We start from the raw sequence: 24,940 nt of genomic DNA on the forward strand, positions 1-24,940 counted from the left end.
GGCGTCGCGATTCGGGTCGGCTGGATATCGAAGTCTCTTTTTTTGGGCCAGCAGCGCTGGCCGCTCTCGATTTAGTGAGACAGAAATAGAACAAATCAGGATATTGATTATTTTTCAGTTGGTTGCTGCCCCTTGCCAAATGAGAACAAAAAAGGTACAAAACAGCAGGGATCACGGATTGTCCGGCCTTCATTGACGACCAAGGGGTGATGTATCATGGCTCAGAATACTTTGCGGCTTGTAGAGGATAAGGCAGTGGACAAATCAAAGGCTCTGGATGCGGCGCTGTCGCAAATCGAGCGCGCCTTCGGCAAGGGCTCGATCATGCGCCTCGGCGCCAACGAGCAGGTTGTCGAGATCGAAACCGTGCCGACGGGATCGCTCGGCCTCGACATCGCGCTCGGCGTCGGCGGGCTGCCGCGCGGCCGCATCATCGAAATCTACGGGCCGGAAAGCTCGGGCAAGACGACGCTGGCGCTGCACACGGTTGCGGAAGCCCAGAAGAAGGGCGGCATCTGCGCCTTCGTCGATGCCGAGCATGCGCTCGATCCGGTCTATGCCCGCAAGCTCGGCGTCGACCTCGAGAACCTCCTGATCTCGCAGCCCGACACCGGCGAGCAGGCGCTGGAGATCTGCGACACGCTGGTGCGCTCCGGCGCCATCGACGTGCTGGTGGTCGATTCGGTGGCGGCACTGACGCCGCGCGCCGAAATCGAGGGTGAGATGGGCGATTCCCTGCCCGGCCTACAGGCTCGCCTGATGAGCCAGGCGCTGCGCAAGCTGACCGCCTCGATCTCGCGCTCCAACACCATGGTCATCTTCATCAACCAGATCCGCATGAAGATCGGCGTCATGTTCGGCTCGCCGGAGACGACGACCGGCGGCAACGCGCTGAAGTTCTATGCCTCGGTGCGGCTCGACATCCGCCGCATCGGCTCGGTCAAGGATCGCGACGAGGTGGTCGGCAACCAGACCCGCGTCAAGGTGGTGAAGAACAAGCTGGCCCCGCCCTTCAAGGTGGTCGAGTTCGACATCATGTATGGCGAGGGCGTGTCGAAGACCGGCGAGCTCGTCGATCTCGGGGTCAAGGCCGGCGTGGTCGAGAAGTCGGGCGCCTGGTTCTCCTACAATTCGCAGCGTCTCGGCCAGGGTCGCGAGAACGCCAAGCTTTTCCTGCGCGACAATCCCGACACGGCACGCGAGATCGAGCTGGCGCTGAGGCAGAATGCCGGACTGATCGCCGAGAAATTCCTCGAAAACGGCGGCTCCGAAGGCGGCGACGACGGTTTCGAGGACGAAGCCGGCGCCATGTAGGACCGAGCAATTCCAGGAAAGTGTTGAGCGTTTTCCGTCTGGAATTGCGTAAAACCAAGCGGTTGGCCGGAGTTTGGCCACAATCCCTGTATATTGAGTTATGCTTATGTAAGCGAGTCCTTTAGTAATGCGTTCCGAACCGCCGGCCTTCGTGCCGGCGGTTTGCGTTTGGGGGGAGGATAGACCCTGCGCGGCCTGCGGACTGGTCCAATTCCGTGTTTCTGGACAGGGTCAAGAGCTGCGGCTAAAAGGCCAATCTATCTTCTGAAACACGAAAGCCCATTTGCCGCCGGCCGGGCCGGCGGTTCCCGCGAAAAAGGCAGTATCCATGAGTGGCGTGAACGAGATCCGGTCGACATTCCTCGACTACTTCCGCAAGGAGGGTCACGAGATCGTCGCATCGAGCCCGCTGGTGCCGCGCAACGATCCGACGCTGATGTTCACCAACGCCGGCATGGTGCAGTTCAAGAACGTCTTCACCGGCCTGGAGAAGCGTCCTTATTCGCGCGCGGCGACGGCGCAGAAGAGCGTGCGCGCCGGCGGCAAGCACAATGACCTCGACAATGTCGGCTACACCGCGCGCCATCTCACCTTCTTCGAGATGCTCGGCAATTTCTCGTTCGGCGATTACTTCAAGGAACGCGCGATCGAGCTTGCCTGGAACCTGATCACCCGGGAGTTCGGGCTTAAGAAGGACAAGCTGCTGGTCACCGTCTATCACACCGATGACGAGGCGGCCGGCCACTGGAAGAAGATCGCCGGCTTTTCCGACGACCGCATCATCCGCATCCCGACCTCCGACAATTTCTGGGCGATGGGCGACACCGGACCTTGCGGGCCGTGCTCGGAAATCTTCATCGACCGCGGCGAGCACATCTGGGGCGGTCCTCCCGGCACCCCGGAAGAGGACGGCGACCGGTTCCTCGAATTCTGGAACCTGGTGTTCATGCAGTACGAGCAGGTAACGAAGGACGAACGCATCGACCTGCCGCGACCGTCGATCGACACTGGCATGGGCCTGGAGCGCATGGCGTCCATCCTGCAAGGGGTGGAGAGCGTCTTCGAGACGGATTTGTTCCGGCATCTGATCGACGTCGCGTCCTCCGCGCTCGGCCACGGTCCAAGCCAGGAGAATGTAGGATCGTTCCGCGTGATCGCGGATCATCTGCGCTCGTCCTCATTCCTGGTGGCCGACGGCGTGCTGCCGTCCAATGAAGGCCGCGGCTATGTGCTGCGCCGCATCATGCGCCGCGCCATGCGCCATGCCCAGCTGCTCGGCGCCAAAGAGCCGCTGATGTGGCAGCTGGTGCCGGCGCTGGTGCGCGAGATGGGCCAAGCCTATCCGGAACTGGTGCGTGGCGAAGCGTTGATCACCGAAACGCTGAAGCTCGAGGAGACGCGCTTCCGTAAGACGCTGGTGCGTGGCCTCGGCCTGCTTTCGGAAGCCACCGAGACCTTGCATACCGGAGACATGCTGGATGGCGAGACGGCGTTCAAGCTCTACGACACTTACGGCTTTCCGCTCGACCTGACGCAGGATGCGCTGCGCCAGCGCAACATTTCGGTCGACATCGCCGGCTTCACCGACGCGATGGAGCGGCAGAAGGCGGAGGCGCGCGCACACTGGGCGGGCTCCGGCGAGGCCGCGACCGAGACGGTCTGGTTCCCGGTGCGCGAGAAAAACGGCGCCACCGATTTCCTCGGCTACGAGACGGAAGAGGCGGAAGGTCTGATCCAGGCGCTTGTCAAGGACGGCAAGACCGTCGACAGCGCCGGGCAGGGCGAAGCGGTCGCCGTCGTCGTCAACCAGACGCCGTTCTATGGCGAATCCGGCGGCCAGATGGGCGACACCGGCGTGATCTTAGGCGACGGCTTCTCGATAGAGGTTTCCGACACGCAGAAGAAGGCCGACGGCCTGTTCGTGCATGTCGGCAAGGTGACGAGCGGCACGGTCAAGACAGGTGCGGCGGTCGAGTTGAAGGTCGACCATGCGCGCCGCTCGAAGCTGCGCGCCAACCATTCCGCGACGCATCTCGTCCACGAGGCGCTGCGCGAGGTGCTGGGCACGCATGTCGCGCAGAAGGGCTCGCTAGTCGCGCCGGATCGGCTGCGCTTCGACATCTCGCACAACAAGCCGATCTCGCCCAACGAGTTGGAGGAGGTCGAGCGCATGGCGAACGAGATCGTGGTGCAGAACAGCCCGGTGACGACGCGCCTGATGTCGGTCGACGATGCGATTGCCGAAGGCGCCATGGCGTTGTTCGGCGAGAAGTACGGCGACGAGGTGCGCGTGGTTTCGATGGGCACCGGGCTGCATGGCGCCAGGGCCAACCGCCCCTATTCGGTCGAGCTCTGCGGCGGCACGCATGTCAGGTCGACGGGCGATATCGGCCTGGTGCGCATCCTGTCGGACAGCGCTGTGGCCGCCGGCGTGCGCCGCATAGAGGCGTTGACCGGCGAGGCGGCGCGCAGGCATCTCGACGAGCAGGACAGGCGCCTCAAGGCCGCCGCGGCAACCTTGAAGATCGCGCCGGCCGAGGTGCCGGCTCGCGTTGCGGCGCTGCTCGAGGAGCGCAAGAAGCTCGAGAAGGAATTGAGCGAGGCGCGCAAGAAGCTGGCGCTTGGCGACCGCTCGCCCGCCGGCGCGCCGGCCGAGAACGAGACCATCGCCGGCGTCGGTTTCCTCGGCAAGGCGGTCTCGGGCGTATCGCCCAAGGACCTGAAGCCGCTTGCCGATGCAGGCAAGAAGACGCTTGGGTCCGGCGTCGTCGTCTTCGTCGGCGCCGGCGAGGATAACAAGGCAAGCGTGGTGGTCGCCGTCACCGACGACCTGACCGGCCGCTTCAGCGCCATCGACCTCGTTCGCGTCGCCTCGGCGGCACTCGGCGGGCAGGGCGGCGGCGGGCGTCCCGACATGGCCCAGGCCGGCGGCCCCGATGCCTCCAAGGCCGATGACGCGATCGCGGCGGTGAGAGCAGCGCTGGAAGCCGCCTGAGCCAGCGGATGAAGGTCCTCGTCCTTGGCGGCTACGGACTGATCGGAGAAGCCGTCCTCGGACGCTTGATCGAGGACGGCCACGACCTCGTGGGGCTCGGTCGTGACGTCCGCGAGGCGCGGCGGCGCAAGCCGGGCGTAGAGTGGATTTTGGCGGACATGTCGCGACTGCTCGCGGCGGCCGACTGGGGCCCCTTGCTTGCCGGCGTGGAGGCGGTTGTGAATGCCTCCGGTGCCTTGCAGGACGGTCCGCGCGATCATCTGGACGCCATCCACTGGCTGTCGGTCGCTGCTCTCGTCACCGCTTGCGAACAGGCCGGTGCGCGCCGACTGGTGCAGATTCCGGCGATCGGCGCCGACCTCGATTCCGACAACGCCTTCTTTCGGACCAAGGCCGAAGGCGACCGGGCTGTCGCGTCGTCCTCCCTGGAATGGACGATCTTGCGGCCCGGCCTGGTCATAGCGCCCGCCGCCTATGGCGGAACGGCTTTGTTGCGCGCGCTGGCCGCATTTCCATCGTTCATCCCAGCCGTGCTTGCGGACCGACCGATCCAGACGGTATCCGTCATGGATGTCGCCGAGGCGGTATCGCGCGCCGTCGGCGGGTCTCTGGCGCGCGGGCAGATCATCGATCTCGTCGAGGAACGCGCCAGACCTCTTGGCGCCGTCCTCCTCGAATTCCGGGCCTGGCTCGGCTTGCCAAAGGCGCCGGTCGTGGCTGTGCCGGCGATTGTCGGCCGGCTCGCCGGCACAGCCGCCGATGGGCTCGGCCTTCTTGGGTGGCGATCTCCCTTGCGCAGCGCGGCGCTTGCCGCGCTCGAGAAGGGCGCGTTACCGGCAACCCGAAACCCTGGGCCGAAATCACTGATCGCCCACCGCAACCTTTGGAAGCAACGCTGGCGGCTATGCCGGCGCAGGTTCAGGAGCGGTGGTTCGCGCGCCTTTGGCTGCTGAAGCCGATCGTGTTTGCCGTCTTGTCCGCGTTCTGGCTGGTTTCGGGCATTGTCGGGCTTGTCCGGCAGGATGCGGCCGCCGACATTCTTATCTCGCGTGGCCTGCCGGGAGCCCTGGCGTCCGGTATGGTTCTCGCCGGAAGCGTTGCGGACATCGTTGTCGGCGCCGCGGTTGTCGTTCGACCTTTCGCACGATTGGCGCTGATAGCGATGGTTGCCGTCACATTACTCTACCTTGCCGCCGCAACGGGGCTTGCTCCCGATCTGTGGCTCGATCCTCTCGGGCCATCGTAAAGGCCGTGCCGATGCTTTGCCTCGTCTTGGTGGCTCTGGCGATTTTGGAAGAGCGATGAGCATCTGGGCCGACTTGCTGCGATGGCTGCATGTGATTGGCGCCACGATGCTGTTCGGCACCGGCGCCGGTATTGCGTTCTTCATGCTCATGGCGCAGCGAACGGGCCGGCCCGAGATCGTCGCCCACGTCGCCGGGACGGTCGTCATCGCCGACGCCATCTTCACGGCAACGGCTGTTGTCGTCCAGCCGATCAGCGGCGCGTTGCTGGCGCGCGAGATGGGATGGCCGCTCAGCCAAGGCTGGATCGTGCTTTCGCTGCTGCTTTATGCGGTTGCCGGCGCCTTCTGGCTGCCGGTCGTCTGGATCCAGATGCGCATGCGCGATCTGGCACGACAAGCAGCCCGTGAACAGGCACCGTTGCCGGATGCGCAAAAGCGCCTGTTTCGCATCTGGTTTGTCTGCGGCTTTCCAGCCTTTGGCGCGGTGCTTGCAATCCTCTGGCTGATGGCGACCCGGCCGGATATAGGATTCTAGCAGGCAGCCCTGGTGGCCTTTACCCGCTGCAAGCCGACGCCGGCCGCTTCAGCCGGCTTTCTGCGTCCTAGCGAAACTCGAACGGGCGGTGATGCGCGCATACCAATTCTGGATATCCGCAAACCGCGCCAGCAGGTTGCGCCCTTCGGCAACCTTGACGAAATAGGCGATGATGGGTGCTGCGTGCAGGTCGGCCAGCGTCAGCTGGTCGCCCAGCAGCCATGGTCCTTCTGCCTTTAGCGACGTCAGCACCTTGAGCACCGTTCCCGCTTGCCTGAGCCCGCCGGCGATCAGCTCCTCGTCGGCTGGCGCCTTCTCCAGCCGCTCCACCGCGACATCCCAGACCATAGCGCGGTAGCCATAGGCGTCGAGCATGCAGGCGATCTGGCCCATCCGCGCGCGGCCGCGCGGATCCATCGGCTGCAGGGCCGGGCCGTCGAAGGCTTCGTCGACATAGCGCGCGATCGCGCCGGTCTCGAAGAGACGAAACCCGTCATGCTCGAAGGCCGGGATGCGGCCGAATGGGTGATGCTCAAGATACCAGGCAGGAATGCCGTCGGCGGCAAAGATGTCGAGAGGGACGAGCTCGTAGTCGACGCCCTTTTCCTCCAGCGCCATCCGCGCGATGCGGACATAGACGCTGTAATCGGCGCCGTAGAGGATCGGCTTGGTCACGCTGTTCCCTCGCTAAGCTGAAGCCAAATGCGCAAATTCCCGATCGGCTCGAAGCCGGCTATGCGCGCTGCCCGCAGCGCGTCATCATGCTCATATCCCACGAGCGGAAGATCGTTGGCGTAGGTAAAAGTTGCACTCGTGGCATCTTGATAGACGGTTTCAACGTCTTTGCCTTTCGCAAAGACATTCGATAGGCCCACCACCTCTAGCGAGCGGTTCACGATGCAGCCGGCATCAAAACCATCGGTGGCCGCGCGCCCCAAAAATGCAACGTCAGGATTGTCGAGTATTGCTGGCGGGAAGACGCGTTGGTCAGTTGGGTTGTCGGAGGCCCATGCATTTTCCCAGGCGCGGAGCGCATCGGCATCGCAGATGCGCTGCCACCCAGCTGCCATGCGACCACCGGTGTTATCGATTGCACGGTCGGGATCGGCCCAAATCCAGCTTGCGTCGAAAAGAAGCTTGAACCCGACGTCGCCCAGGTCGAGCCGACAAAACCCGTCCTTGACTGCAAATGGGCCTTCAAGCACCGAACTTAACTGTTTGACCGCTTTGAGCTGAGGCTCGATGGCGTCGGGATCCAGAGTCGTCAGATTGGAGTAGAAAGGCGGAGCCGGCGACTCGCTCCACCACATGAACGGGTTTCGGTGCTCCCTCAGTCCGAGAGCCCGAAACACTGCTTCGTAAAGATCGGCGTTGTTTGCCGCACAGATACGGACCTTGTCAGCCAAGGTCCGCATCGTCACCCCATCGCCTTCTGGAGGTTCTCGTCGATCTTGTCGAGGAAGCCGGTGGTCGACAGCCAGGGCTGGTCGGGACCGATCAGCAGCGACAGGTCCTTGGTCATGAAGCCGGACTCGACGGTCTGGATGCAGACCTTCTCCAGCGTCTCGGCGAAGCGCTTCAGCTCGGCATTGTCGTCGAGCTTGGCGCGATGGGCGAGGCCGCGCGTCCAGGCGAAGATCGAGGCGATCGAATTGGTCGAGGTTTCCTCGCCCTTCTGGTGCTGGCGGTAGTGGCGGGTGACGGTGCCGTGCGCTGCTTCCGCTTCCACCGTTTTGCCGTCCGGCGTCATCAGCACCGAGGTCATCAGGCCGAGCGAGCCGAAGCCCTGCGCCACTGTGTCGGACTGCACATCGCCGTCATAGTTCTTGCAGGCCCAGACATAGCCGCCCGACCATTTCAGGCTGGAAGCCACCATGTCGTCGATCAGCCGGTGCTCGTACCAGAGCTTTCTCGCCTTGAACTCGGCCTCGAACTCCTTCTCGTAGACCTCCTGGAAGATGTCCTTGAAGCGGCCGTCATAGGCCTTGAGGATGGTGTTCTTGGTCGAGAGGTAGACCGGGTAGTTGCGCAGCAGGCCGTAGTTCAACGAGGCGCGGGCAAACTCGCGGATCGATTCGTCGAGATTGTACATGGCCATGGCGACGCCAGCCGCCGGCGCGTCGAAGACGTCGTGCTCGATCACCGTGCCGTCCTCGCCGACGAACTTGATCGTCAGCTTGCCCTTGCCGGGATAGCGGAAGTCGGTGGCGCGATACTGGTCGCCGAAGGCGTGGCGGCCGACGATGATCGGCTTGGTCCAGCCCGGCACCAGGCGCGGCACGTTCTTCATGATGATCGGCTCGCGGAAGATTGTGCCGCCGAGGATGTTGCGGATGGTGCCGTTCGGCGACTTCCACATCTTCTTCAGCTTGAATTCCTCGACGCGCTGCTCGTCGGGCGTGATCGTCGCGCATTTAACGCCAACGCCGTGTTTCTTGATGGCGTTGGCCGAGTCGATCGTCACCTGGTCGTTGGTGGCGTCGCGGTGCTCTATGCTGAGGTCGTAATAATCCAGTTTGAGGTCGAGATAGGGGTGGATCAGCTTGTCCTTGATGAACTGCCAGATGATGCGGGTCATCTCGTCGCCGTCGAGCTCGACGACCGGGTTCGCCACCTTGATCTTCGCCATGGAAAGAATGCCTCGTTGCTGGGGGATCTGAACGGCCTTGCCCGCATGGTTTCAGGCCGGGGTTGCGGAGCGTATATCAAAGCCTCTCTGAGCGCGCAAACCGCGATCCGCAGCACTTACGACGGGTGCCGTTCCTGTGAATGCTTCATTTTCCGGGCCGGATGTGGCAGGGACGCCGAAACGCCGCAAACCCTGGTTACCGAGAACCCATGCCAACCGCAAAAGACCCCGCCAAGACCGCCGGACCGGCGATCATCCTTGTCGAGCCGCAGCTCGGCGAGAATATCGGCATGGTCGCGCGCGCCATGGCGAATTTCGGCCTTTCGGAACTGCGCCTGGTCAACCCGCGCGACGGCTGGCCGAGCGAGAAGGCGCGCGCGGCCGCCAGCCGCGCCGACCACGTCATCGATGCAACGAAAGTGTTCGACGACCTTGCCTCGGCAGTCGCCGACCTCAACTTCGTCTTCGCCACCACGGCGCGCGAGCGTGACGGCTTCAAGCCGGTGCGCGGCCCGGTGGAAGCGGGCAGGGCGCTGCGGGCCCATGACCAGGCCGGACTGCGCACGGGCGTCCTCTTCGGCCGCGAGCGCTTCGGCCTTTACAATGACGAGGTCGGTCTCGCCGACGAGATCGTCACCTTTCCGGTCGATCCCAGCTTCTCCTCGCTCAACATAGCGCAGGCGGTGCTTTTGATGTCCTATGAATGGATGAAGTCCGGCCTTGCCGAGGAGACGGCGACCAACTTCTCCGGACCGGAGCTCGTTCCGGCAACGAAGGACCAGCTGCACAGCCTGTTCACGTATCTCGAAGGCGCTCTCGAGGCGCGTGGCTACTTCCGTCCGGAAGAGAAGAAGCCGAAGATGGTCGACAATCTGCGCGCCGTGCTGACGCGGGCCGGCTTCGCCGAGCCGGAACTCAAGGTGCTGCGCGGCATCATCTCGTCGCTCGACAGGTTTTCCCCGGCAATGCCGCGCGGCGACGGCTCGCCGGGAGACGATCCGAGGCGGTTGCCGGCGGCGCGGAAGCGGGCAGCGGACAAAGAAAGTTAAGATCTGTAAGCTCCGATCGTTCAAAGTAACCGAATATTATGCGGTTTTGATCCATCGTTATTGAAACGGTGGGGCAGCAAATGTTCACGTCCAATATTGGCCGTCTGCGTTTCTTCTTCTATTCGCTGGGCCTGTTCATAGCGGAGGCGGTGGCTATCGTGCTCTGCATTGCCGGAACGATCGGCTTCGCGGGACTGATCAATTCGATGCCGGGGCCTTCACGGCAAGGCTTGGCCGGCGCCGCGCCAATTGTGTCGCTCGTCTTCGTTGCGCTGCGCGGCAACATCGCCTGGCGCCGCAGCCGCGACGCCAACGGTTCGGACTGGATCCTGTGTCCTATATCGTCTTTTCCGGCATTTACGCCTTCCTGCAGGCGGGCACGCTTCTGGTCATCGATTTCGGCAATCCCGAGAGCGCGCCTGGCGGCCTGAACCTGCTCGGCCTTGCCATATTCGGCCTCTGGTGCACGATCCTGTGGGCAAAGCCCGTCGCCGGCAGCAATATCGATGAATTGACCGAGGTTTTCGATTTCGACGGTCTCGTACCGGCGCCAACGCGCGTTGACCGGACGGCCACCAGCGCAGCCGCACCGGCCGCCCGCAGCGCTGCGCCAACCGCGCGTCCGGCACCGGCGCCGCAGCCGTTTGGCCGGCCGCGGCCCGCCGGTTTCGGCAAGCGTGGGGTCTGAGCTGTTGAAGACTGCGCAAAAGCTGCCGGCATTTGCCACTTCAAGACCATGATCGTGCAGGATAGAAACGCCGTTGGCCAAACCACGGGCCAACTCCTTCCTGTGATCGGATGACAATGAACGATCGATCAAGCCAGCGCCCGATCCTGATGTTCGATTCCGGCGTCGGCGGACTGACTGTGCTGCGCGAGGCGCGCGTGCTGATGCCGGACCGCCGCTTCGTCTATGTCGCAGACGACGCGGCGTTCCCCTACGGCGCATGGGAGGAACCAGCGCTCAAGGAACACATACTGGCGCTGTTCGGCAAATTGCTCGACCGCCTTCAGCCGGCGATTTCGGTGATCGGCTGCAACACCGCCTCGACCCTAGTGATCGATGCGCTGCGCGAAAAATTCCCTGGACATCCTTTCGTCGGCACCGTGCCGGCGATCAAGCCGGCGGCGGAGCGCACGCGGTCCGGCCTTGTCTCGGTGCTGGCGACGCCCGGCACGGTGAAGCGCCAATACACGCGCGACCTAATCAGCAAATGGGCGCAGAAGTGCCATGTCCGGCTGGTCGGCAGCGACAGGCTTGCCGGACTGGCCGAGATCTACATGCGCCAGGGCTTTGTCGACGAGGAGGCTGTGCGCGCCGAGATCGCACCGTGCTTCATCGAGCGCGACGGGCAGCGCACCGACATCGTCGTGCTTGCCTGCACGCATTATCCGTTCCTCGCCAACCGCATGCGCAAGACGGCGCCCTGGCCGGTCGACTGGATCGATCCGGCGGAAGCCATCGCGCGGCGGGCCATGTCGCTGCTCGAACCTGTCGGCAAGTCGTCCGGGGAAAGCGAGGCCGACGTCGCCCTCTTCACCTCCGGCAAGGTGGATTTCGCCACGAAACGACTCATCCAAGGCTTTGGATTGACCGCGCGCTAGCGCTGGAACTGGGGTAGCAGCGGAGCGTTTCTCCTGACAGCAAAGGAGAACTCACCATGCCTGCGACATCTCAAGCTCAGCAAAAGGCAGCCGGCGCGGCACTTGCGGCCAAGCGCGGGGAGATCAAGAAGAGCGAGCTCAAGGGCGCTTCGCGCGAAATGTATGAATCGATGAGCGAGGAACAGCTCGAGGAATTCGCCGAAACCAAGCGCAAGGGCCTGCCCGGCAAGAAGTCATGAATTCCTATTGCGGGCTGCCGGACCGCGGGTCGGGCATCCGGATAGAAAAGCCCGCGGGATGAACCGCGGGCTTCGCCCTGCTTGGCTCATGCCGTCGGCGTCCACCACATCCGGCACCGCATGCAACGCAGGATAGTATAGAGTCGCCCGTTGCGTCGCCAGTCAGAAGCTTGACACCGGTTAAATCTCTGTTTAACAGGCCTCCAACACCGGGTGGCGACGCCCGGTGGTTTCTTTTGCATGGGCAAGACCTCTCCGGCATGCCGGCGGTCTCGCTCGAACTGACGTGTCCCGTGGGTTTTCCGTCGCGTAGCGTGGAAAACCCTGTCAGGTCTCGAAAACGGAGGCCAGAGGAGGGCGCGTTTCCTTCACCCGGAGCCATGGGGTTTCGGGTATTTCGTTTTGAAAGGGAATGCGATGAGCAAGCGCGAATCCGCGAAATACAAGATCGACCGCCGTCTCGGCGAAAACATCTGGGGCCGCCCGAAGTCCCCAGTCAACAAGCGTGAATACGGCCCCGGCCAGCATGGCCAGCGCCGCAAGGGCAAGCTTTCCGACTTCGGCCTGCAGCTGCGCGCCAAGCAGAAGCTGAAGGGTCACTATGGCGACGTTTCGGAAAAGCAGTTCCGCAAGGTCTATGAAGAGGCCAACCGCCGCAAGGGCGACACCTCCGAGAACCTGATCGGCCTGCTCGAGTCGCGTCTCGACGCGGTCGTCTATCGCGCCAAGTTCGTGCCGACGATCTTCGCCGCCCGTCAGTTCGTCAACCACGGCCACGTCAACGTCAACGGCAAGCGCACCAACATCGGTTCGTACCGCTGCAAGCCGGGCGACGTCATCGAGGTGCGCGAGAAGTCGAAGCAACTCGTCATCGTCCTGGAATCGGTCGGCCTGGCCGAGCGCGACGTGCCGGACTACATCGAAGCCGACCACAACAAGATGACCGCGACCTTTGCCCGCGTTCCCGGCCTGGCGGACGTTCCGTTCGCCGTGCAGATGGAACCGAACCTGGTCGTCGAATTCTATTCGCGCTGACCCGACCCTATCAGCGAGACGATCGAAGGCCGCCCATCGAGGCGGCCTTTTCTTTGTCGGCCCCGTCCGCTAAGCCGAGCGACAAGAAAGAACGTGGGGCACCAGCGCCATGAACATGCTGCCAGACGCCAAATCCCTAGAAGCGATCGCCGACGATAGCGAAGGCGGCTTTCATCCGCTGTTTCGCGACGTGCCGTCCTCTGTCGAGTTCAACAAGCTGCGCAAGCGGCTCTTGAGGCTCACGCGCCAGGCGATCGAGGATTTCGCCATGGTCAAGCCCGGCGAGCGCTGGCTGGTGGCGCTCTCCGGCGGCAAGGATTCCTACGGCCTGCTTGCCATGCTGCTCGACCTCAAATGGCGTGGCCTGCTGCCGGTCGAACTGCTCGCCTGCAACCTCGACCAGGGCCAGCCGAATTTTCCAAAACACATCCTGCCGGACTATCTCAACGCCAACGGCATCCCGCATCGGATCGAGTACCAGGACACCTATTCGGTGGTCACCGACAAGCTGCCCGAGGGCAGCACCTATTGCTCGCTCTGCTCGCGGCTGCGCCGCGGCCATCTCTACCGCATCGCGCGCGAGGAGGGATGCTCGGCGCTGGTGCTCGGCCACCACCGCGAGGACATCCTCGAAACCTTCTTCATGAACCTCTTCCATGGCGGGCGTCTCGCGGCCATGCCGCCCAAGCTTCTCAACGACGAGGGAGACGTCATGGTGCTGCGCCCGCTCGCCTATTGCGCCGAGGTGGATTTGGAGAAATTCGCCGGCGCCATGAAGTTCCCGATCATCCCGTGCGACCTCTGCGGCAGCCAGGAAGGGCTGCAGCGCAACGCCATGAAGGCGATGCTCGACGACATCGAGAAGCGCATGCCCGGCCGCAAGGACACGATGATCCGCGCCATGACCAATGTGCGGCCCTCGCACCTGCTTGACCGGAAACTGTTCGATTTCGCCGCGCTCGATGCGCGCCTCACCACAGGACAAGACATTTCCGATGACATTTGACGACCGTGCGATCGACTGGCTGGCCGACCTTCTCGCCGATGCAGCCAGGGCCGAAATCATGCCGCGCTTCCGCCGGCTGGGCGAAGGCGATGTCCGCCAGAAGACCTCGGCCGCCGATCTCGTGACCGAAGCGGACGTAAACGCAGAAAGGCTGATCACCGCCAGGCTGCGCGAGCGTTATCCCTCGGCGATGATCGTCGGCGAGGAGGCCTGCTCCGACAATCCGGCCTTGCTCGCCGGTCTGGGCGAAGCCGATCTCGCCTTCGTCATCGATCCGGTCGACGGCACCTTCAACTTCGCCTCCGGTGTGCCGCTCTTCGGCGTCATGGCGGGCGTCGTCGTCAAGGGCGAGACCGTTGCCGGCATCATCCACGATCCGGTCGGCAAGGACTGGCTGATCGGCGCCAAAGCGGCCGGCAGCCATATCCGCCACGCGCATGGCGCGCTGGAGAAGGTCCGGGTCGCCGAGCCGGCGCCGATCTCTCAGATGACGGGCGCGGTCTCCTGGCAATATCTGAAGGAACCGGATCGCTCGCGGCTGGCGCGCAACCAGACCAAGGCGCTGTCCCAGTTCGCCTATCGCTGCGCCGCGCACGAATACAGGCTGCTTGCCAGCGGCCATGCGCATTTCATCGTCTACAACAAGCTGATGCCGTGGGATCACCTCGCGGGCGTGCTGATCCATCAGGAAGCCGGCGGCCACGCCGCGCGGATCGACGGCGATCCCTATCTGCCGTCGCATGTCGATGGCGGGCTGCTCGTCGCGCCGGACAGGGATAGCTGGCAGGAACTGCGGCGAGAGCTCTGGGCGGAATAGCTCGAACGGTCTTTGCTTCAAACCGGCGGGTTGTGCGGCTGGAACATCCGCCCGCGTTCGGCGAGCAGGATCGCCAGAAGCGCCGCGACGGACACGCTGCAGAAGCCAGCGGCCAAGGGCGTGACCGTGCCGTTGTAGGCCTGGCCGATCAGCGTGCCGAGGAGGCCGCCGAGAAAGGTCTGCATGAAGCCGAGGATGGAGGACGCCGTGCCGGCAAGCTCGCCAAGCGGCTCCATCGCAAGCGCGTTGAAATTCGCGCCGAGGCAGCCGAACGGCACCATCGCGCCGGCAAAGAAGGCGATGAACAGCCAGAGCGGCATCTCAATCTCCAGGGAGACGACGAGCCAGATCAGGCTGATGGCGAGGAAGAGCAGCAGCGCGCTTTGCGATAGGCGGCGCATGCCGACCTTGCCGACGAGCCTCGCGTTGAGGAAGTTCGAGAAGGCGAGCACGGCGGCGACGCCGGCGAAGATCAAGGGAAACAGCTCGCCGACGTGGAAGACGTCGAGATAGATCTGCTGTGCCGAATTGATGAAGCCGAACATCGCGCCGAAGATGAAAGTGCTGGCAAAGGCATAGCAAAGCGCGATGCGGTTGGTGAGCACGATGCGGAAGCCGCCGACCACCGCGTTGACCGTCAGGGGCCGCCGGTATTCCGGATGCAGCGTCTCCGGCAGGCGCAGCAGCGACCATGCCGAAACGATCAGCGCGCCGACGGCCATGGTGACAAAGATCCAGTGCCAGGTGGCGAAGAGCATGATGAACTGGCCGATGCTGGGCGCGACGACCGGGATCGCCATGAACACCATGAAGATCAGCGACATCACCTCGGCCATGCGACGGCCTTCGAAGGTGTCGCGCACGATCGAAACGGCGATGACGCGCGTGGCTGCGGCGCCGAGGCCCTGCACGACACGGCAGGCGAGCAGGATGCCAAAGGTTGGAGCAACAGCAGCAGCAGCCACCGCCGCGACATAGATGATCAGGCCGGCGACCAGCGGCGCGCGGCGGCCGAAACGATCGGAGATCGGTCCGAAGAAGAGCTGTCCGGTGCCGAAGCCAAGGATATAGGCTGTGATCACGTACTGGCGGTGGTTTTCATTCTCGACGCCGAGCGAGGCGCCGATCTGCTGCAACGCCGGCAGCATGATGTCGATGGCGAGCGAATTGAGCGCCATCAGCGCCGCGCAGAGCGCGATGAATTCCCAGCGCGGAATAGGCAAGCTTGTTGCCGATCGCTGCGCCGCAACCTGCTTGTCCACGGCAAAATCCGATCTTGCAAACGAACATTGCGCCGGCAATCCGGCGCATCGGTTCGTCCCGTTCCCGTACCGGGAACTACAGTGCCGAGGTGGGGGCAGCCCCGGAAGTCTTGTTTAGCGTAATTCCGGACGGAAAACCGCTGCGCACTTTTCCCTGGAATTGCTTTGGCAGGCCAGGTAGCCGACTGGCGTTCAATCAGGCGGCGCCTTTGACGCTTACGCCCTTCTCGACCAGGAAATCCTGGAGCTCGCCGGCCTGGAACATCTCGCGCACGATGTCGCAGCCGCCAACGAACTCGCCCTTGACGTAGAGCTGCGGGATGGTCGGCCAGTTGGAATAGTCCTTGATGCCCTGGCGCAGTTCGGCCGAGTCGAGCACGTTCACGCCTTTGTAGTCGGCCCCGATATAGTCGAGGATTTGGACCACCTGGCCGGAGAAGCCGCATTGCGGGAAGCCGGGCGTTCCCTTCATGAAGAGCACGACGTCGTTGCTCTTCACTTCATTGTCGATGTAGTCGTTGATGCCACTCATGGACGATCCTTTCATGCCTGTGGGAGTCAGGCTCGAAGCATGTCCATCAAATAAACCCATAGGTTGGCTGAAACAAGACGTTAGCCGCGACGCATCCGAAATGGCGCAACGGATGGCGCCATTTGGGCCAAGCCCGAGTTACGACAGGCTCAGTCGGGGACGCCGGTCTGAAGCGCCAGCGCATGCAGCGCGCCGCCCATCTTACCCTTCAGCGCGTCGTAGACCATCTGGTGCTGCTGCACGCGGGTCTTTCCCCGAAAGCTTTCCGCCACCACTTCGGCCGCGTAGTGGTCGCCGTCGCCGGCCAGGTCGCGAATCGTCACCTTGGCGTCGGGAATGCCTTCCTTGATAAGTTTTTCGATGTCGTGGGCATCCATTGCCATGGCAAAATCCTGTTCGAGCGGCGGCAGCTAGGCAGCCTTTACGATATGACTCGCGTGAGCCTAAAGCCTTTCCGGTTCGGATTGAAGCCGTTCCGTCCACGATGGAGGACCTACGGGCTATCCTGCCGACGAACCGCACCATCCTCGGCGATGTCGTCGCGCGTCGAGAAAGCGCGGCCCAGGCTGAAGGTCAGCACATAGAGCGGGACATTGATCACGAAGCTGACGATGGGGAGATAGCTGGTCATCTGCCAGAGCGGCGAGAAAAACGGCAGGCCGTAGCCATCGCACATAAGCGAGGAGCCATACGCCCAAAGCGCTCCGATCACGACTGAAACGGCAAAGAGCTTGACGCAGGTGACGATATGCCTTGCCCGAGCCGGCTCCGGCAAGAGCCGCTCCCAGAGGACCAGGCATAGAATCGGAACCGCATAGGCGAGGTTCTGGACGGCGAGCATCGGCAGGGCGCCGTTGGCCGCGGCGAGGAACTCCGCCCGCGTTTCGAGCCGCGGACAGACCTCGCTCGAGGTCGTCGACAACAGGAGAAAGACGAACGGGCCGAGAAACCAGAAGAAGAACAGGGCAGGCCAGAAGACGACTGCAAGCAGCGCCCGGACCGCCAGCCTGGTCAAATGGCCTGTTCCATGAAGCGCGGGAACCAGCCCTCATGGGCGGCCTTCAATTCACTGACCGGTATGGCCCTCGCCTCGCCGAGTTTCAGCACGTCGCCGCCGGTCGTGCCGATCCACGGCGCGAAGATGCCGAGCTTACCCTGCTCCTCGCGGATCCTGTCCCATTCGCCGCTTTGCGGGTCGATCGACAGCGTCAGCAGGTAGCGGCCCTGGTCCTCGCCGAACCAGACCGGGATCGGGTCGGTGCCGGTGAGACCAGGGATGGTGGCGCCGATGCAGGAGGCCATCGCCATTTCGGCCAGCGCCACGGCAAGGCCGCCGTCGGAGACGTCATGGGCGGCAGTCACGATGCCCGAAGCGATCAGCGAACGCACATGGTCGCCGACGCGCTTTTCATGGTCGAGGTCGACGGGCGGCGGCGGGCCGTCGGCGCGGCCATGGATGTCGCGCATATAGACGGACTGGCCGAGATGGCTGCCCCATGTCGGCGGCGCGCCGACCAGCACGATCATCTGGCCTTCGGCGGCAAAGCCGATGCGGGCCATCTTCGACCAGTCGGCGATCAGTCCGACGCCGCCGATGGTCGGCGTCGGCAGGATGCCGCGGCCATTGGTTTCGTTGTAGAGCGAGACATTGCCGGAGACGATCGGGAAGCCGAGCGCGCGGCAGGCATCGCCGATGCCCTTAATTGCCCCGACAAGCTGACCCATGATCTCCGGCCGCTCCGGATTGCCGAAATTGAGGTTGTCGGTAGCGGCAAGCGGCAGGGCGCCGGTGGCGGTGAGATTGCGCCAGCATTCGGCCACCGCCTGCTTGCCGCCTTCATACGGGTCGGCCTCGCAATAGCGCGGCGTGACGTCGGAGGAGAAAGCCAACGCCTTGGTCGGATGGCCTTCGACGCGCACCACACCGGCGTCGCCGCCGGGAAGCTGCAGCGAATTGCCCTGGATCAGCGTGTCGTACTGCTCCCACACCCAGCGGCGCGAGGAAAGATCCGGACCGCCGAGCATCTTCAGCAGCGCGTCGGCGACATCGGCTTTCGGCGCATCGCCGGCCGCGAGCGGTGCGGGCTTCCTAGCTTCGATCCACGGGCGGTCGTATTCCGGCGCCTGGTCGCCCAGTTCCTTGATCGGTAGGTTGGCGACCTCGTCGCCCTGATGCAGCACGCGGAAGCGCAGGTCGTCGGTGGTCTTGCCGACGATGGCGAAATCGAGGCCCCATTTGCGGAAGATCGCCTCGGCTTGCCTTTCCTTCTCGGGGCGCAGCACCATCAGCATGCGCTCCTGGCTCTCCGACAGCATCATCTCATAGGCGCTCATGCGCTCCTCGCGCACCGGCACCTTATCGAGGTCGAGCTCGATGCCGAGATCGCCCTTGGCGCCCATCTCGACCGCCGAGCAGGTGAGGCCGGCGGCACCCATGTCCTGGATGGCAATGACGGCGCCCGACGCCATCAGCTCAAGGCAGGCCTCCAGAAGGCATTTTTCGGTGAATGGGTCACCGACCTGGACGGTTGGGCGCTTCTCCTCGATCTTGTCGTCGAATTCAGCCGAGGCCATGGTGGCACCGCCAACGCCGTCGCGACCGGTCTTGGCGCCGAGATAGACGACGGGCAGGCCGACGCCCTTGGCCTCAGACAGGAAGATGGCGTTGGTCTTGGCGAGACCGGCCGCGAAGGCATTGACCAGGATGTTGCCGTTGTAGCGGGGGTCGAAATTGACCTCGCCGCCGACCGTCGGCACGCCGAAGGAATTGCCGTAGCCGCCGATGCCCGAAACGACGCCGGCGACCAGATGCCGGGTTTTCGGATGGTCAGGCGCGCCGAAGCGCAGCGCGTTCATCGCCGCGACCGGCCGCGCGCCCATGGTGAAGACGTCGCGCAGGATGCCGCCGACGCCGGTCGCGGCACCCTGGTAGGGCTCGATATAGGAGGGGTGGTTATGGCTCTCCATCTTGAAGACGACGCAGTCGCCGTCGCCGATATCGACCACGCCGGCATTCTCGCCGGGTCCCTGGATGACCTGCGGGCCACTGGTGGGCAGCGTGCGCAGCCATTTCTTGGATGACTTGTAGGAACAGTGCTCGTTCCACATCGCCGAGAAGATGCCGAGCTCGGTGAAGCTCGGCTCGCGGCCAACCAGATCGAGGATACGCTGGTATTCATCGGGCTTCAGCCCGTGCGCGGCGACGAGCTCGGGGGTGATCGGCACGGAATTGGAAATGGTCATGAGCGGCGATTTGTATCCGTGGGAGAGGGTGATTTTCGAGTCTCTCTTATCGCAAGCTTTGGCGCGATACACCCCACCGGATGACGAAAAACGCCGGAAAGCAGCCGCGTCGGCGCCTGTTCGGCCGGCAGCGCGCCGGGCGGTCAGGAAAAACTGTCGTAGCCGGCGCGGCCTTCGTCGAGCAGGCGGCGGATGACCGTGACGCCGCCGGCGACATCCTTGCCCTGCCGCGGTTGCGAGACACCGAAGCGGACGCCGTGGAAGACCTGCTCGGAACGGCCGGCCTTGAACTCGTCCTCGTCGTCGATGAGCACGCCCTGCGCCAGGCAGGCATTCTTGAAGGTGCCGGAGAGCCAGGGATCCGGCAAGGTGAGCCAGACGAAGGGCACATTGTCCCGCGCCTTGAAGTCGAAGCCCGCCAGCATCTCGCGCACGACATGGAGACGCGTCTGGATCTCGGCAATGCAGCGCGTGCGGATATCGCTGGCCTGGCCCGATATCACCAGCCTGGTACCCACCTCCGCCAGCAGGAAAGGCAGGCCACCGGTCATCATCTTGTGCGCGACGCGGATACGGTGGCGGTACGCCGGCGGGCAGGAAAGCCAGCCGCCGCGCACACCGGCCGCGACAGATTTCGACAGACCGCCGGCGACGATCGTGCGCTCCGGCGCATATTCGGCAAGCAACGGCGTCGGATCGTCGGTCAGCTCGCCATAGAGGTCGTCCTCGATCAGCGCGACATTGTACTCACGCGCGATGCGCGCGATGGCCTGGCGCCGTTCCGCCGAGAGCGTCACCAGCGTCGGGTTTTTCGCCGTCGGCATCAGGAACATCATCTTCGGGTGTTTCTGCGCGCAGACGCGCTCGAAATCGTCGGGATCGAGACCTTCATCGTCCGTCGAGACCAGCGCCGTCCGGCGTCCGATCAGCCCTGCGCTGCGCGATATCTGCGAATAGGTGAGGTGCTCGAAGACGATCGTGTCGCCAGGCATGGTGAGCGCGGCGATCGCCGCCATCACGGCGGCATGGGTGCCAAGCGTCGGCACGATGGAATCGGGCGAGGGGCTGAAGGAATTGCGCTTGAGCCAGCGGCTGCCCGCCTCGTACCAGCGTTCCGGGAAATCCCTCGTGTAGCTCGAAATCTCATGCGGATGCTCCTCAGCCGTCCTCGCCAGCAGTTCGGCAATGATTGCCCCCTGGCCGACATCGGGTGCGGCGGTGCTGTCGAAACGCAGCTTGCCGCTCGGCGCATCGATGAGGCGTGTACCTAGCGCGGCGGGCTCCAGCTCGGGCTTCGGGCTCTCCGCGGTTTGTGCGAGCACATAGGTCCCGCGCCCGACCTCGCCGCTCACCAGGCCGCGTTCGCGCAACAATTGATAGGCCCTGCCAACAGTGCCGACAGTCGTACCGATGTCATAGGCGAGGTCACGTTGCGGCGGCAATTTTGCACCGGCATCGATCACGCCCTTGTCGATATCTGACTCAATGCTGTCAGCAAGGCGCTGATACAGGGGGCCGGAGCCGGAAGACAGGTCTGGGAGCCAATTTGTCATGGTGACAATTTTCTATATTGCACCGTGTGATGAGTCAATCGATATGAAATCGCGGACGGCAAGGGTACAATTCATAAGCTTGGCAGATCGAAAGATGAATACAATTGATACATTCCGTTGCGATGGCGCCGAATTGCATGGCGGCCCTTTGGGTCGTCGCGGGTTCATCGACCGCGTCGTATTCGTGCTTCATTCCATCGCGAGCCAGATCGACCGGATGCTGGAGCGTCGTCGCGGACGCCTTGCGCTGCTTGAGATGACCGACGAGCAGCTCAAGGACATCGGCATCTCGCGCTGCGACGCCCATCGCGAAGGCATCAGGCCGATCTGGGATTAAAGGCGCTGTCGGGTGAGGCGGCCGGTCCGCGGACTACTTCCGCAGCCGACCGATGCCGTGGTCGACAAGCACGGCGAGCACGCACAGGCCGAGAAACAATGCGGTAATGGTCAGCGCCGAGATGGCGACGCTGGCCGCGCCGTTCTTCGCCACGTCGAGGAACGGGTAGGGCACTTCGCCGGCGAATGGCGCCCGTATCAGCGCATAGGCGAGATAGGCCACGCCAGCGCGTGCTGCCGGCGGCGCTGGCGACCACCCACCACAGCACAAAGATCAGCGGCGCCACATAGTGCAACAGGACGTCGCAGATGAAGAACAGACCCTCCGGCGCCCAAAGGCGCGCGAGCACCGTCGCGTACACGATGAAAACCAGCGTTATGGCGACCGCGACGCAGGCCCGCATGCGCTTCCCGGCAAAGGCGGGGAACCAGGCATAGCCGGCGGGCGAGACCAGAGAAGCATGCACCAGCACCGCGGCGATGTTGGTCAGGATGGTGAAGAAGCTGAAATAGAAGACGATCGAGCCGACTAGGCCGCGGCCCGCCGCCATCGACGCGGGTATGCTGATCGCGAATTGCAGCACAAGCGCGAAAAGTCCGATAATCAATCCCGCAATTTGCAGGAACCGGCCCATGGCGGGCTCACGCGGCAGCGGCGCAGGACGGATTGCCGGCCTGCCAGCGGGCGATGTCGGAGCCGATGCGCGCGCCGAGCGGCTCGGCCATCAGTGGCCCGAACGCATCCACCTTGCTGGAATTGCCCTGCGCCTGCACGACCAGCAGCGGCTTGCCGCCATAATGCTTGGCGGGAACCAGCAGGAAACGCGGCGTGCCGCTGTAGGAGTTGAGCTCGTTGGCCATCTGGTAGGGCTTGAAGGCCGGGTCCTTGCTGGCGATCCAGCATTTGTGCGCGGCTATCGCGACCTGTTCCATGGCAAGCAGCGAGGCGCTCTTGCCTGAGGGCGCCGGCGCGCTCTTCGAGCCGGACTGGCAAGAGGCAAGCGTCAGGCCGGCCGCAGCCAGCAGAGCAAGGCGAGCGATCGTCAGTCTCATGGTCAGGCCGCCCCGGTTGGTCTGAAAGAATTGTTCTGAAGGAATTGTCTGGAAAAGGATCAAGCGGCGATGCCGAGGGCGCCTTCGAACAGCGCCCGGCCGTCGCTGCCGCCGTGTGCTGCTTCGATCAGGTTCTCCGGATGCGGCATGAGGCCGAGCACGTTGCCCTTCTCGCTGACGATGCCGGCGATGTCGTTTATCGAGCCGTTGGGATTGGTGCCTTCGGCATAGCGGAACATCACCTGGCCTTCGCCTTCGAGGCGCGCCAGCGTCTCGGCATCGGCGAAATAATTGCCGTCGTGATGCGCCACCGGCGAGCGGATGATCTGGCCAGGCTTGTAGCGGCGCGTGAACATGGTGTTGGCGTTGGCGATCTCGAGCTTCACCTGCCGGCAGACAAACTTCAGCGATGAATTGCGCATCAGGGCGCCAGGCAGCAGCCCCGCCTCGACCAGAATCTGGAAGCCGTTGCAGACGCCGATGACCATGACGCCCTTGGCGGCCTTTTCGGCCACTGCCCGCATGACCGGCATGCGCGCGGCGATCGCGCCGCAGCGCAGATAGTCGCCGAAGGAAAAGCCGCCGGGAATGGCGATCAGGTCGACATCGGGGATCTCGGTGTCCGTCTGCCAGACGGTCGCCGGCGCCCGACCGGAAATCTTGGTCAGCGCAGCGATCATGTCGCGGTCGCGGTTGAGGCCAGGCAGGAGGACGACGGCTGATTTCATTTGTCAGGCGATCTCCACCGCGTAATTCTCAATCACCGTGTTCGCCAGAAGCTTGTCGCACATGGCCTTGAGGTCGGCCTCGGCCTTGGCTTTGTCGGTTGCGGTGAGCTCGATATCGAATACCTTGCCCTGGCGAACCTGGCCGACACCGTCGAAGCCCAACCCCGAGAGCGCATGCTCGATCGCCTTGCCCTGCGGGTCGAGAACGCCGTTCTTGAGGGTCACGGTGATACGAGCTTTCATCGGTACTCCTGAGTGATCGGTCATGCGGGTGGCCTGCCGTTGCCGGCAGACCGTATGGTAGTCAGTGCTTCATGCCCTTGGGCGGTTCGGAGGAGGCGACGAGCACCGGACCCGTCGGGCGCGGTGGCTCGTTCTCGTTCATGATGCCGAGCCGGCGAGCGACTTCCTGATAGGCTTCGACCAGGCCGCCCATGTCGCGCCTAAAGCGGTCCTTGTCGAGCTTGTCCTGCGTCGCGACATCCCACAGCCGGCAGGAGTCGGGCGAGATCTCGTCGGCGACGACGATGCGCATCATGTCGCCCTCGAACAGTCGGCCGCATTCAATCTTGAAGTCGACGAGCTGGATGCCGACGCCCAGGAACAGGCCGGAGAGGAAGTCGTTGACGCGGATGGCCAAAGCCATGATGTCGTCGATCTCCTGCGGGCTTGCCCAACCGAAGGCTGTGATGTGCTCTTCCGAGACCATCGGGTCGTCCAGCGCATCGGCCTTGTAGTAGAATTCGATGATCGAGCGCGGCAGCACCGTTCCTTCCTCGATGCCGAGGCGCTTTGCCAGCGAGCCGGCGGCGACGTTGCGCACGACCACTTCGAGCGGGATGATCTCGACTTCCTTGATCAGCTGCTCGCGCATGTTGAGCCGGCGGATGAAATGGGTCGGGATGCCCATGCGATTGAGGTGGTTGAAGATGTGCTCGGAAATGCGGTTGTTGAGCACGCCCTTGCCGTCGACCACCTCGTGCTTCTTCTTGTTGAAGGCGGTGGCGTCGTCCTTGAAGAACTGAATCAGCGTTCCAGGCTCAGGCCCTTCATAGAGGATCTTGGCCTTGCCTTCGTAAATGCGGCGGCGATTTTTCATCTGATTTTTTCTCTGGATTGGCGGTCAGGCGGCAAGCGACCGGTTTCCTGTCCGTCCGCCTAAATTAGTTGTGGCGACGGTGGCGTTCAATGCCGGTGTCTATAGCAATCGTAATGTTTGCTCAATCGGCAATCCTGCCGATCAACCGGTTTCGAGACCGAAATGCCGCAGCGCAGCATGCGACGTAGCATATTGACCGGCCCGCAGCCTTTTGGTTTGTGCAGGGTAAGCACACATATTCACCGCTAAGCGAATCGATTTGACCGGAGGGACGTCATGAGCAGCATGAAAGACCGAGAAGAGGGCTTCGAGCGCAAATTTGTTTTCGACGAGGAGCTTCGCTTCAAGGCCTCGGCGCGCCGCAACAGGGCGCTCGGCCTGTGGGCCGCCGAAAAGCTGGGCAAAACCGGCGCCGATGCCGAGGCCTATGCCAAGGAGGTCGTGGTCTCGGACATCGAGGAAGCTGGCGACCACGATGTCTTCCGAAAGATTCGCAAGGATTTCGATGCCGCGGGCGTCAACCAGTCGGACCACCAGATCCGTCGCACGATGGACGAGCTGATGGCGCAGGCGATCGAGCAGATCAAGAACAGCTAACATTCCTGGACCAATCGACCGCCCGGCTCGGTCGGGCGGTTTTTCTTTGCCTTTGCCGCCGTTTCCG

General features: G+C 63.5%; 27 protein-coding genes and 1 pseudogene. 13 read left to right on the plus strand and 15 right to left on the minus strand.

Features of this window, described 5'->3' with window-relative positions; genetic code table 11:
- Positions 1–216 precede the first annotated feature (216 nt).
- The 5 genes from recA to EH240_RS09810 all read left to right on the plus strand — a co-directional run bounded on the left by recA (position 217) and on the right by EH240_RS09810 (position 6,090).
- Positions 217–1,314: a recombinase RecA gene (gene recA, locus EH240_RS09795; RefSeq protein WP_027028105.1), complete on the plus strand. Its 1,098-nt coding sequence runs from the start codon at positions 217–219 to the stop codon at positions 1,312–1,314.
- A 328-nt stretch (positions 1,315–1,642) separates the two neighbouring features.
- Positions 1,643–4,309: an alanine--tRNA ligase gene (gene alaS / locus EH240_RS09800; RefSeq protein WP_124997598.1), complete on the plus strand. Its 2,667-nt coding sequence runs from the start codon at positions 1,643–1,645 to the stop codon at positions 4,307–4,309.
- A 65-nt stretch (positions 4,310–4,374) separates the two neighbouring features.
- Positions 4,375–5,262 (plus strand): NAD(P)H-binding protein, encoded by an 888-nt coding sequence (locus tag EH240_RS09805; protein WP_245435898.1) that lies wholly within the window; start codon positions 4,375–4,377, stop codon positions 5,260–5,262.
- 8 nt (positions 5,263–5,270) lie between these two features.
- Positions 5,271–5,555 (plus strand): DoxX-like family protein, encoded by a 285-nt coding sequence (locus EH240_RS38810; protein ID WP_245435900.1) that lies wholly within the window; start codon positions 5,271–5,273, stop codon positions 5,553–5,555.
- A gap of 55 nt (positions 5,556–5,610) precedes the next feature.
- The gene (locus tag EH240_RS09810) at positions 5,611–6,090 is read left to right on the plus strand and encodes a DUF2269 family protein (RefSeq protein ID WP_124997599.1); all 480 of its coding nucleotides are present in this window, start codon (positions 5,611–5,613) and stop codon (positions 6,088–6,090) included.
- Between the two features lie 48 nt (positions 6,091–6,138).
- On the opposite strand, the gene EH240_RS09815 is transcribed toward EH240_RS09810, so the two are convergent.
- The 3 genes from EH240_RS09815 to EH240_RS09825 are packed head-to-tail and all read right to left on the minus strand — an operon-like array spanning position 6,139 to position 8,719.
- Positions 6,139–6,765, minus strand: coding sequence for a glutathione S-transferase family protein (locus EH240_RS09815; RefSeq protein ID WP_124997600.1), 627 nt, complete (start codon positions 6,763–6,765; stop codon positions 6,139–6,141).
- Positions 6,762–7,505 carry a hypothetical protein gene (locus EH240_RS09820; protein ID WP_124997845.1) on the minus strand — a complete coding sequence of 248 codons (744 nt, stop codon included), beginning with the start codon at positions 7,503–7,505 and terminating at the stop codon, positions 6,762–6,764. Before EH240_RS09820 ends, EH240_RS09815 begins: the two co-directional genes overlap by 4 nt.
- 2 nt (positions 7,506–7,507) lie before the next feature.
- The gene (locus tag EH240_RS09825) at positions 7,508–8,719 is read right to left on the minus strand and encodes an NADP-dependent isocitrate dehydrogenase (RefSeq protein ID WP_124997602.1); all 1,212 of its coding nucleotides are present in this window, start codon (positions 8,717–8,719) and stop codon (positions 7,508–7,510) included.
- A gap of 209 nt (positions 8,720–8,928) precedes the next feature.
- Here EH240_RS09825 and EH240_RS09830 point away from each other — a divergent pair, with 209 nt between their 5' ends.
- Positions 8,929–9,768: an RNA methyltransferase gene (locus EH240_RS09830; RefSeq protein WP_124997604.1), complete on the plus strand. Its 840-nt coding sequence runs from the start codon at positions 8,929–8,931 to the stop codon at positions 9,766–9,768.
- A gap of 118 nt (positions 9,769–9,886) precedes the next feature.
- Here the strand turns inward: EH240_RS09830 and EH240_RS09835 are convergent, their stop codons facing one another.
- Positions 9,887–10,588 (minus strand): hypothetical protein, encoded by a 702-nt coding sequence (locus EH240_RS09835; protein WP_124997606.1) that lies wholly within the window; start codon positions 10,586–10,588, stop codon positions 9,887–9,889.
- Between EH240_RS09835 and murI the strand changes: the two genes are divergently transcribed.
- The 5 genes from murI to EH240_RS09860 all read left to right on the plus strand — a co-directional run bounded on the left by murI (position 10,573) and on the right by EH240_RS09860 (position 14,470).
- A complete protein-coding gene (murI, locus tag EH240_RS09840) occupies positions 10,573–11,373 on the plus strand; it encodes a glutamate racemase (protein WP_124997608.1) in 801 nt (266 codons plus the stop codon). The two genes, EH240_RS09835 and murI, sit on opposite strands and share 16 nt — an antisense overlap.
- A 56-nt stretch (positions 11,374–11,429) precedes the next feature.
- Entirely contained in the window at positions 11,430–11,612 is a 183-nt protein-coding gene (locus EH240_RS09845; protein ID WP_040969548.1) for a DUF3008 family protein, read from the plus strand.
- Positions 11,613–12,029: 417 nt separating this feature from the next.
- A complete protein-coding gene (gene rpsD, locus EH240_RS09850) occupies positions 12,030–12,647 on the plus strand; it encodes a 30S ribosomal protein S4 (protein WP_124997610.1) in 618 nt (205 codons plus the stop codon).
- A gap of 109 nt (positions 12,648–12,756) precedes the next feature.
- Positions 12,757–13,653: a tRNA 2-thiocytidine(32) synthetase TtcA gene (ttcA, locus tag EH240_RS09855; protein WP_124997612.1), complete on the plus strand. Its 897-nt coding sequence runs from the start codon at positions 12,757–12,759 to the stop codon at positions 13,651–13,653.
- Positions 13,643–14,470: an inositol monophosphatase family protein gene (locus EH240_RS09860; protein ID WP_124997614.1), complete on the plus strand. Its 828-nt coding sequence runs from the start codon at positions 13,643–13,645 to the stop codon at positions 14,468–14,470. Before ttcA ends, EH240_RS09860 begins: the two co-directional genes overlap by 11 nt.
- 17 nt (positions 14,471–14,487) lie before the next feature.
- Here the strand turns inward: EH240_RS09860 and EH240_RS09865 are convergent, their stop codons facing one another.
- From EH240_RS09865 to EH240_RS09890, 6 genes are all read right to left on the minus strand, one after another.
- Positions 14,488–15,648 carry a multidrug effflux MFS transporter gene (locus tag EH240_RS09865; RefSeq protein ID WP_425374782.1) on the minus strand — a complete coding sequence of 387 codons (1,161 nt, stop codon included), beginning with the start codon at positions 15,646–15,648 and terminating at the stop codon, positions 14,488–14,490.
- A 280-nt stretch (positions 15,649–15,928) separates the two neighbouring features.
- Positions 15,929–16,264 carry a Grx4 family monothiol glutaredoxin gene (grxD, locus tag EH240_RS09870; RefSeq protein WP_095806028.1) on the minus strand — a complete coding sequence of 112 codons (336 nt, stop codon included), beginning with the start codon at positions 16,262–16,264 and terminating at the stop codon, positions 15,929–15,931.
- A 149-nt stretch (positions 16,265–16,413) separates the two neighbouring features.
- On the minus strand, positions 16,414–16,647 hold the full coding sequence (locus EH240_RS09875; RefSeq protein WP_124997618.1) for a BolA/IbaG family iron-sulfur metabolism protein: 234 nt from the start codon (positions 16,645–16,647) through the stop codon (positions 16,414–16,416).
- Between the two features lie 110 nt (positions 16,648–16,757).
- Positions 16,758–17,279, minus strand: coding sequence for a hypothetical protein (locus tag EH240_RS09880; RefSeq protein WP_124997620.1), 522 nt, complete (start codon positions 17,277–17,279; stop codon positions 16,758–16,760).
- Positions 17,276–19,507 carry a phosphoribosylformylglycinamidine synthase subunit PurL gene (gene purL / locus EH240_RS09885; RefSeq protein WP_124997622.1) on the minus strand — a complete coding sequence of 744 codons (2,232 nt, stop codon included), beginning with the start codon at positions 19,505–19,507 and terminating at the stop codon, positions 17,276–17,278. The genes EH240_RS09880 and purL overlap by 4 nt, the downstream gene beginning before the upstream one ends.
- Positions 19,508–19,650: 143 nt before the next feature.
- On the minus strand, positions 19,651–21,060 hold the full coding sequence (locus EH240_RS09890; protein WP_124997624.1) for an aminotransferase-like domain-containing protein: 1,410 nt from the start codon (positions 21,058–21,060) through the stop codon (positions 19,651–19,653).
- A 94-nt stretch (positions 21,061–21,154) separates the two neighbouring features.
- On the opposite strand from EH240_RS09890, the gene EH240_RS09895 reads away from it, so the two are divergent.
- The gene (locus EH240_RS09895) at positions 21,155–21,397 is read left to right on the plus strand and encodes a DUF1127 domain-containing protein (RefSeq protein ID WP_124997847.1); all 243 of its coding nucleotides are present in this window, start codon (positions 21,155–21,157) and stop codon (positions 21,395–21,397) included.
- A gap of 33 nt (positions 21,398–21,430) precedes the next feature.
- Here EH240_RS09895 and EH240_RS09900 read toward each other — a convergent pair.
- The 5 genes and pseudogenes from EH240_RS09900 to purC all read right to left on the minus strand — a co-directional run bounded on the left by EH240_RS09900 (position 21,431) and on the right by purC (position 24,276).
- Positions 21,431–22,031 (minus strand): annotated as a pseudogene (locus tag EH240_RS09900) (Pr6Pr family membrane protein).
- A gap of 7 nt (positions 22,032–22,038) precedes the next feature.
- On the minus strand, positions 22,039–22,449 hold the full coding sequence (locus tag EH240_RS09905; protein ID WP_124997626.1) for a hypothetical protein: 411 nt from the start codon (positions 22,447–22,449) through the stop codon (positions 22,039–22,041).
- A 59-nt stretch (positions 22,450–22,508) separates the two neighbouring features.
- Positions 22,509–23,177 carry a phosphoribosylformylglycinamidine synthase subunit PurQ gene (purQ, locus tag EH240_RS09910; protein WP_124997628.1) on the minus strand — a complete coding sequence of 223 codons (669 nt, stop codon included), beginning with the start codon at positions 23,175–23,177 and terminating at the stop codon, positions 22,509–22,511.
- 3 nt (positions 23,178–23,180) lie between these two features.
- Positions 23,181–23,420, minus strand: a complete 240-nt coding sequence (purS, locus tag EH240_RS09915; protein ID WP_124997630.1) for a phosphoribosylformylglycinamidine synthase subunit PurS — start codon at positions 23,418–23,420, stop codon at positions 23,181–23,183.
- 61 nt (positions 23,421–23,481) lie between these two features.
- Entirely contained in the window at positions 23,482–24,276 is a 795-nt protein-coding gene (gene purC, locus EH240_RS09920; RefSeq protein ID WP_124997632.1) for a phosphoribosylaminoimidazolesuccinocarboxamide synthase, read from the minus strand.
- Positions 24,277–24,552: 276 nt separating this feature from the next.
- Here purC and EH240_RS09925 point away from each other — a divergent pair, with 276 nt between their 5' ends.
- On the plus strand, positions 24,553–24,873 hold the full coding sequence (locus EH240_RS09925; RefSeq protein ID WP_124997634.1) for a DUF1476 domain-containing protein: 321 nt from the start codon (positions 24,553–24,555) through the stop codon (positions 24,871–24,873).
- The last annotated feature ends 67 nt before the right edge of the window (positions 24,874–24,940 follow it).

Origin of the sequence: Mesorhizobium tamadayense, from assembly GCF_003863365.1 — a bacterium.
In the GTDB taxonomy this organism is placed as follows: domain Bacteria; phylum Pseudomonadota; class Alphaproteobacteria; order Rhizobiales; family Rhizobiaceae; genus Mesorhizobium; species Mesorhizobium tamadayense.

What these genes read in the sequence shown, in the direction of transcription:
- EH240_RS09925 (WP_124997634.1), top strand. Translation starts at nt 24,553, where the DNA reads ATGAGCAGCATGAAAGACCGAGAAGAGGGCTTCGAGCGCAAATTTGTT.
- murI (WP_124997608.1), top strand. Translation starts at nt 10,573, where the DNA reads ATGAACGATCGATCAAGCCAGCGCCCGATCCTGATGTTCGATTCCGGC.
- EH240_RS09830 (WP_124997604.1), top strand. Translation starts at nt 8,929, where the DNA reads ATGCCAACCGCAAAAGACCCCGCCAAGACCGCCGGACCGGCGATCATC.
- purQ (WP_124997628.1), bottom strand. Translation starts at nt 23,177, where the DNA reads ATGAAATCAGCCGTCGTCCTCCTGCCTGGCCTCAACCGCGACCGCGAC.
- EH240_RS09820 (WP_124997845.1), bottom strand. Translation starts at nt 7,505, where the DNA reads ATGCGGACCTTGGCTGACAAGGTCCGTATCTGTGCGGCAAACAACGCC.
- EH240_RS09895 (WP_124997847.1), top strand. Translation starts at nt 21,155, where the DNA reads ATGAATACAATTGATACATTCCGTTGCGATGGCGCCGAATTGCATGGC.
- EH240_RS09845 (WP_040969548.1), top strand. Translation starts at nt 11,430, where the DNA reads ATGCCTGCGACATCTCAAGCTCAGCAAAAGGCAGCCGGCGCGGCACTT.
- purC (WP_124997632.1), bottom strand. Translation starts at nt 24,276, where the DNA reads ATGAAAAATCGCCGCCGCATTTACGAAGGCAAGGCCAAGATCCTCTAT.
- EH240_RS09865 (WP_425374782.1), bottom strand. Translation starts at nt 15,648, where the DNA reads ATGGCGCTCAATTCGCTCGCCATCGACATCATGCTGCCGGCGTTGCAG.
- EH240_RS09875 (WP_124997618.1), bottom strand. Translation starts at nt 16,647, where the DNA reads ATGGCAATGGATGCCCACGACATCGAAAAACTTATCAAGGAAGGCATT.
- EH240_RS09905 (WP_124997626.1), bottom strand. Translation starts at nt 22,449, where the DNA reads ATGAGACTGACGATCGCTCGCCTTGCTCTGCTGGCTGCGGCCGGCCTG.
- purS (WP_124997630.1), bottom strand. Translation starts at nt 23,420, where the DNA reads ATGAAAGCTCGTATCACCGTGACCCTCAAGAACGGCGTTCTCGACCCG.
- ttcA (WP_124997612.1), top strand. Translation starts at nt 12,757, where the DNA reads ATGAACATGCTGCCAGACGCCAAATCCCTAGAAGCGATCGCCGACGAT.
- grxD (WP_095806028.1), bottom strand. Translation starts at nt 16,264, where the DNA reads ATGAGTGGCATCAACGACTACATCGACAATGAAGTGAAGAGCAACGAC.
- rpsD (WP_124997610.1), top strand. Translation starts at nt 12,030, where the DNA reads ATGAGCAAGCGCGAATCCGCGAAATACAAGATCGACCGCCGTCTCGGC.
- alaS (WP_124997598.1), top strand. Translation starts at nt 1,643, where the DNA reads ATGAGTGGCGTGAACGAGATCCGGTCGACATTCCTCGACTACTTCCGC.
- recA (WP_027028105.1), top strand. Translation starts at nt 217, where the DNA reads ATGGCTCAGAATACTTTGCGGCTTGTAGAGGATAAGGCAGTGGACAAA.
- purL (WP_124997622.1), bottom strand. Translation starts at nt 19,507, where the DNA reads ATGACCATTTCCAATTCCGTGCCGATCACCCCCGAGCTCGTCGCCGCG.
- EH240_RS09825 (WP_124997602.1), bottom strand. Translation starts at nt 8,719, where the DNA reads ATGGCGAAGATCAAGGTGGCGAACCCGGTCGTCGAGCTCGACGGCGAC.
- EH240_RS09890 (WP_124997624.1), bottom strand. Translation starts at nt 21,060, where the DNA reads ATGACAAATTGGCTCCCAGACCTGTCTTCCGGCTCCGGCCCCCTGTAT.
- EH240_RS09810 (WP_124997599.1), top strand. Translation starts at nt 5,611, where the DNA reads ATGAGCATCTGGGCCGACTTGCTGCGATGGCTGCATGTGATTGGCGCC.
- EH240_RS09860 (WP_124997614.1), top strand. Translation starts at nt 13,643, where the DNA reads ATGACATTTGACGACCGTGCGATCGACTGGCTGGCCGACCTTCTCGCC.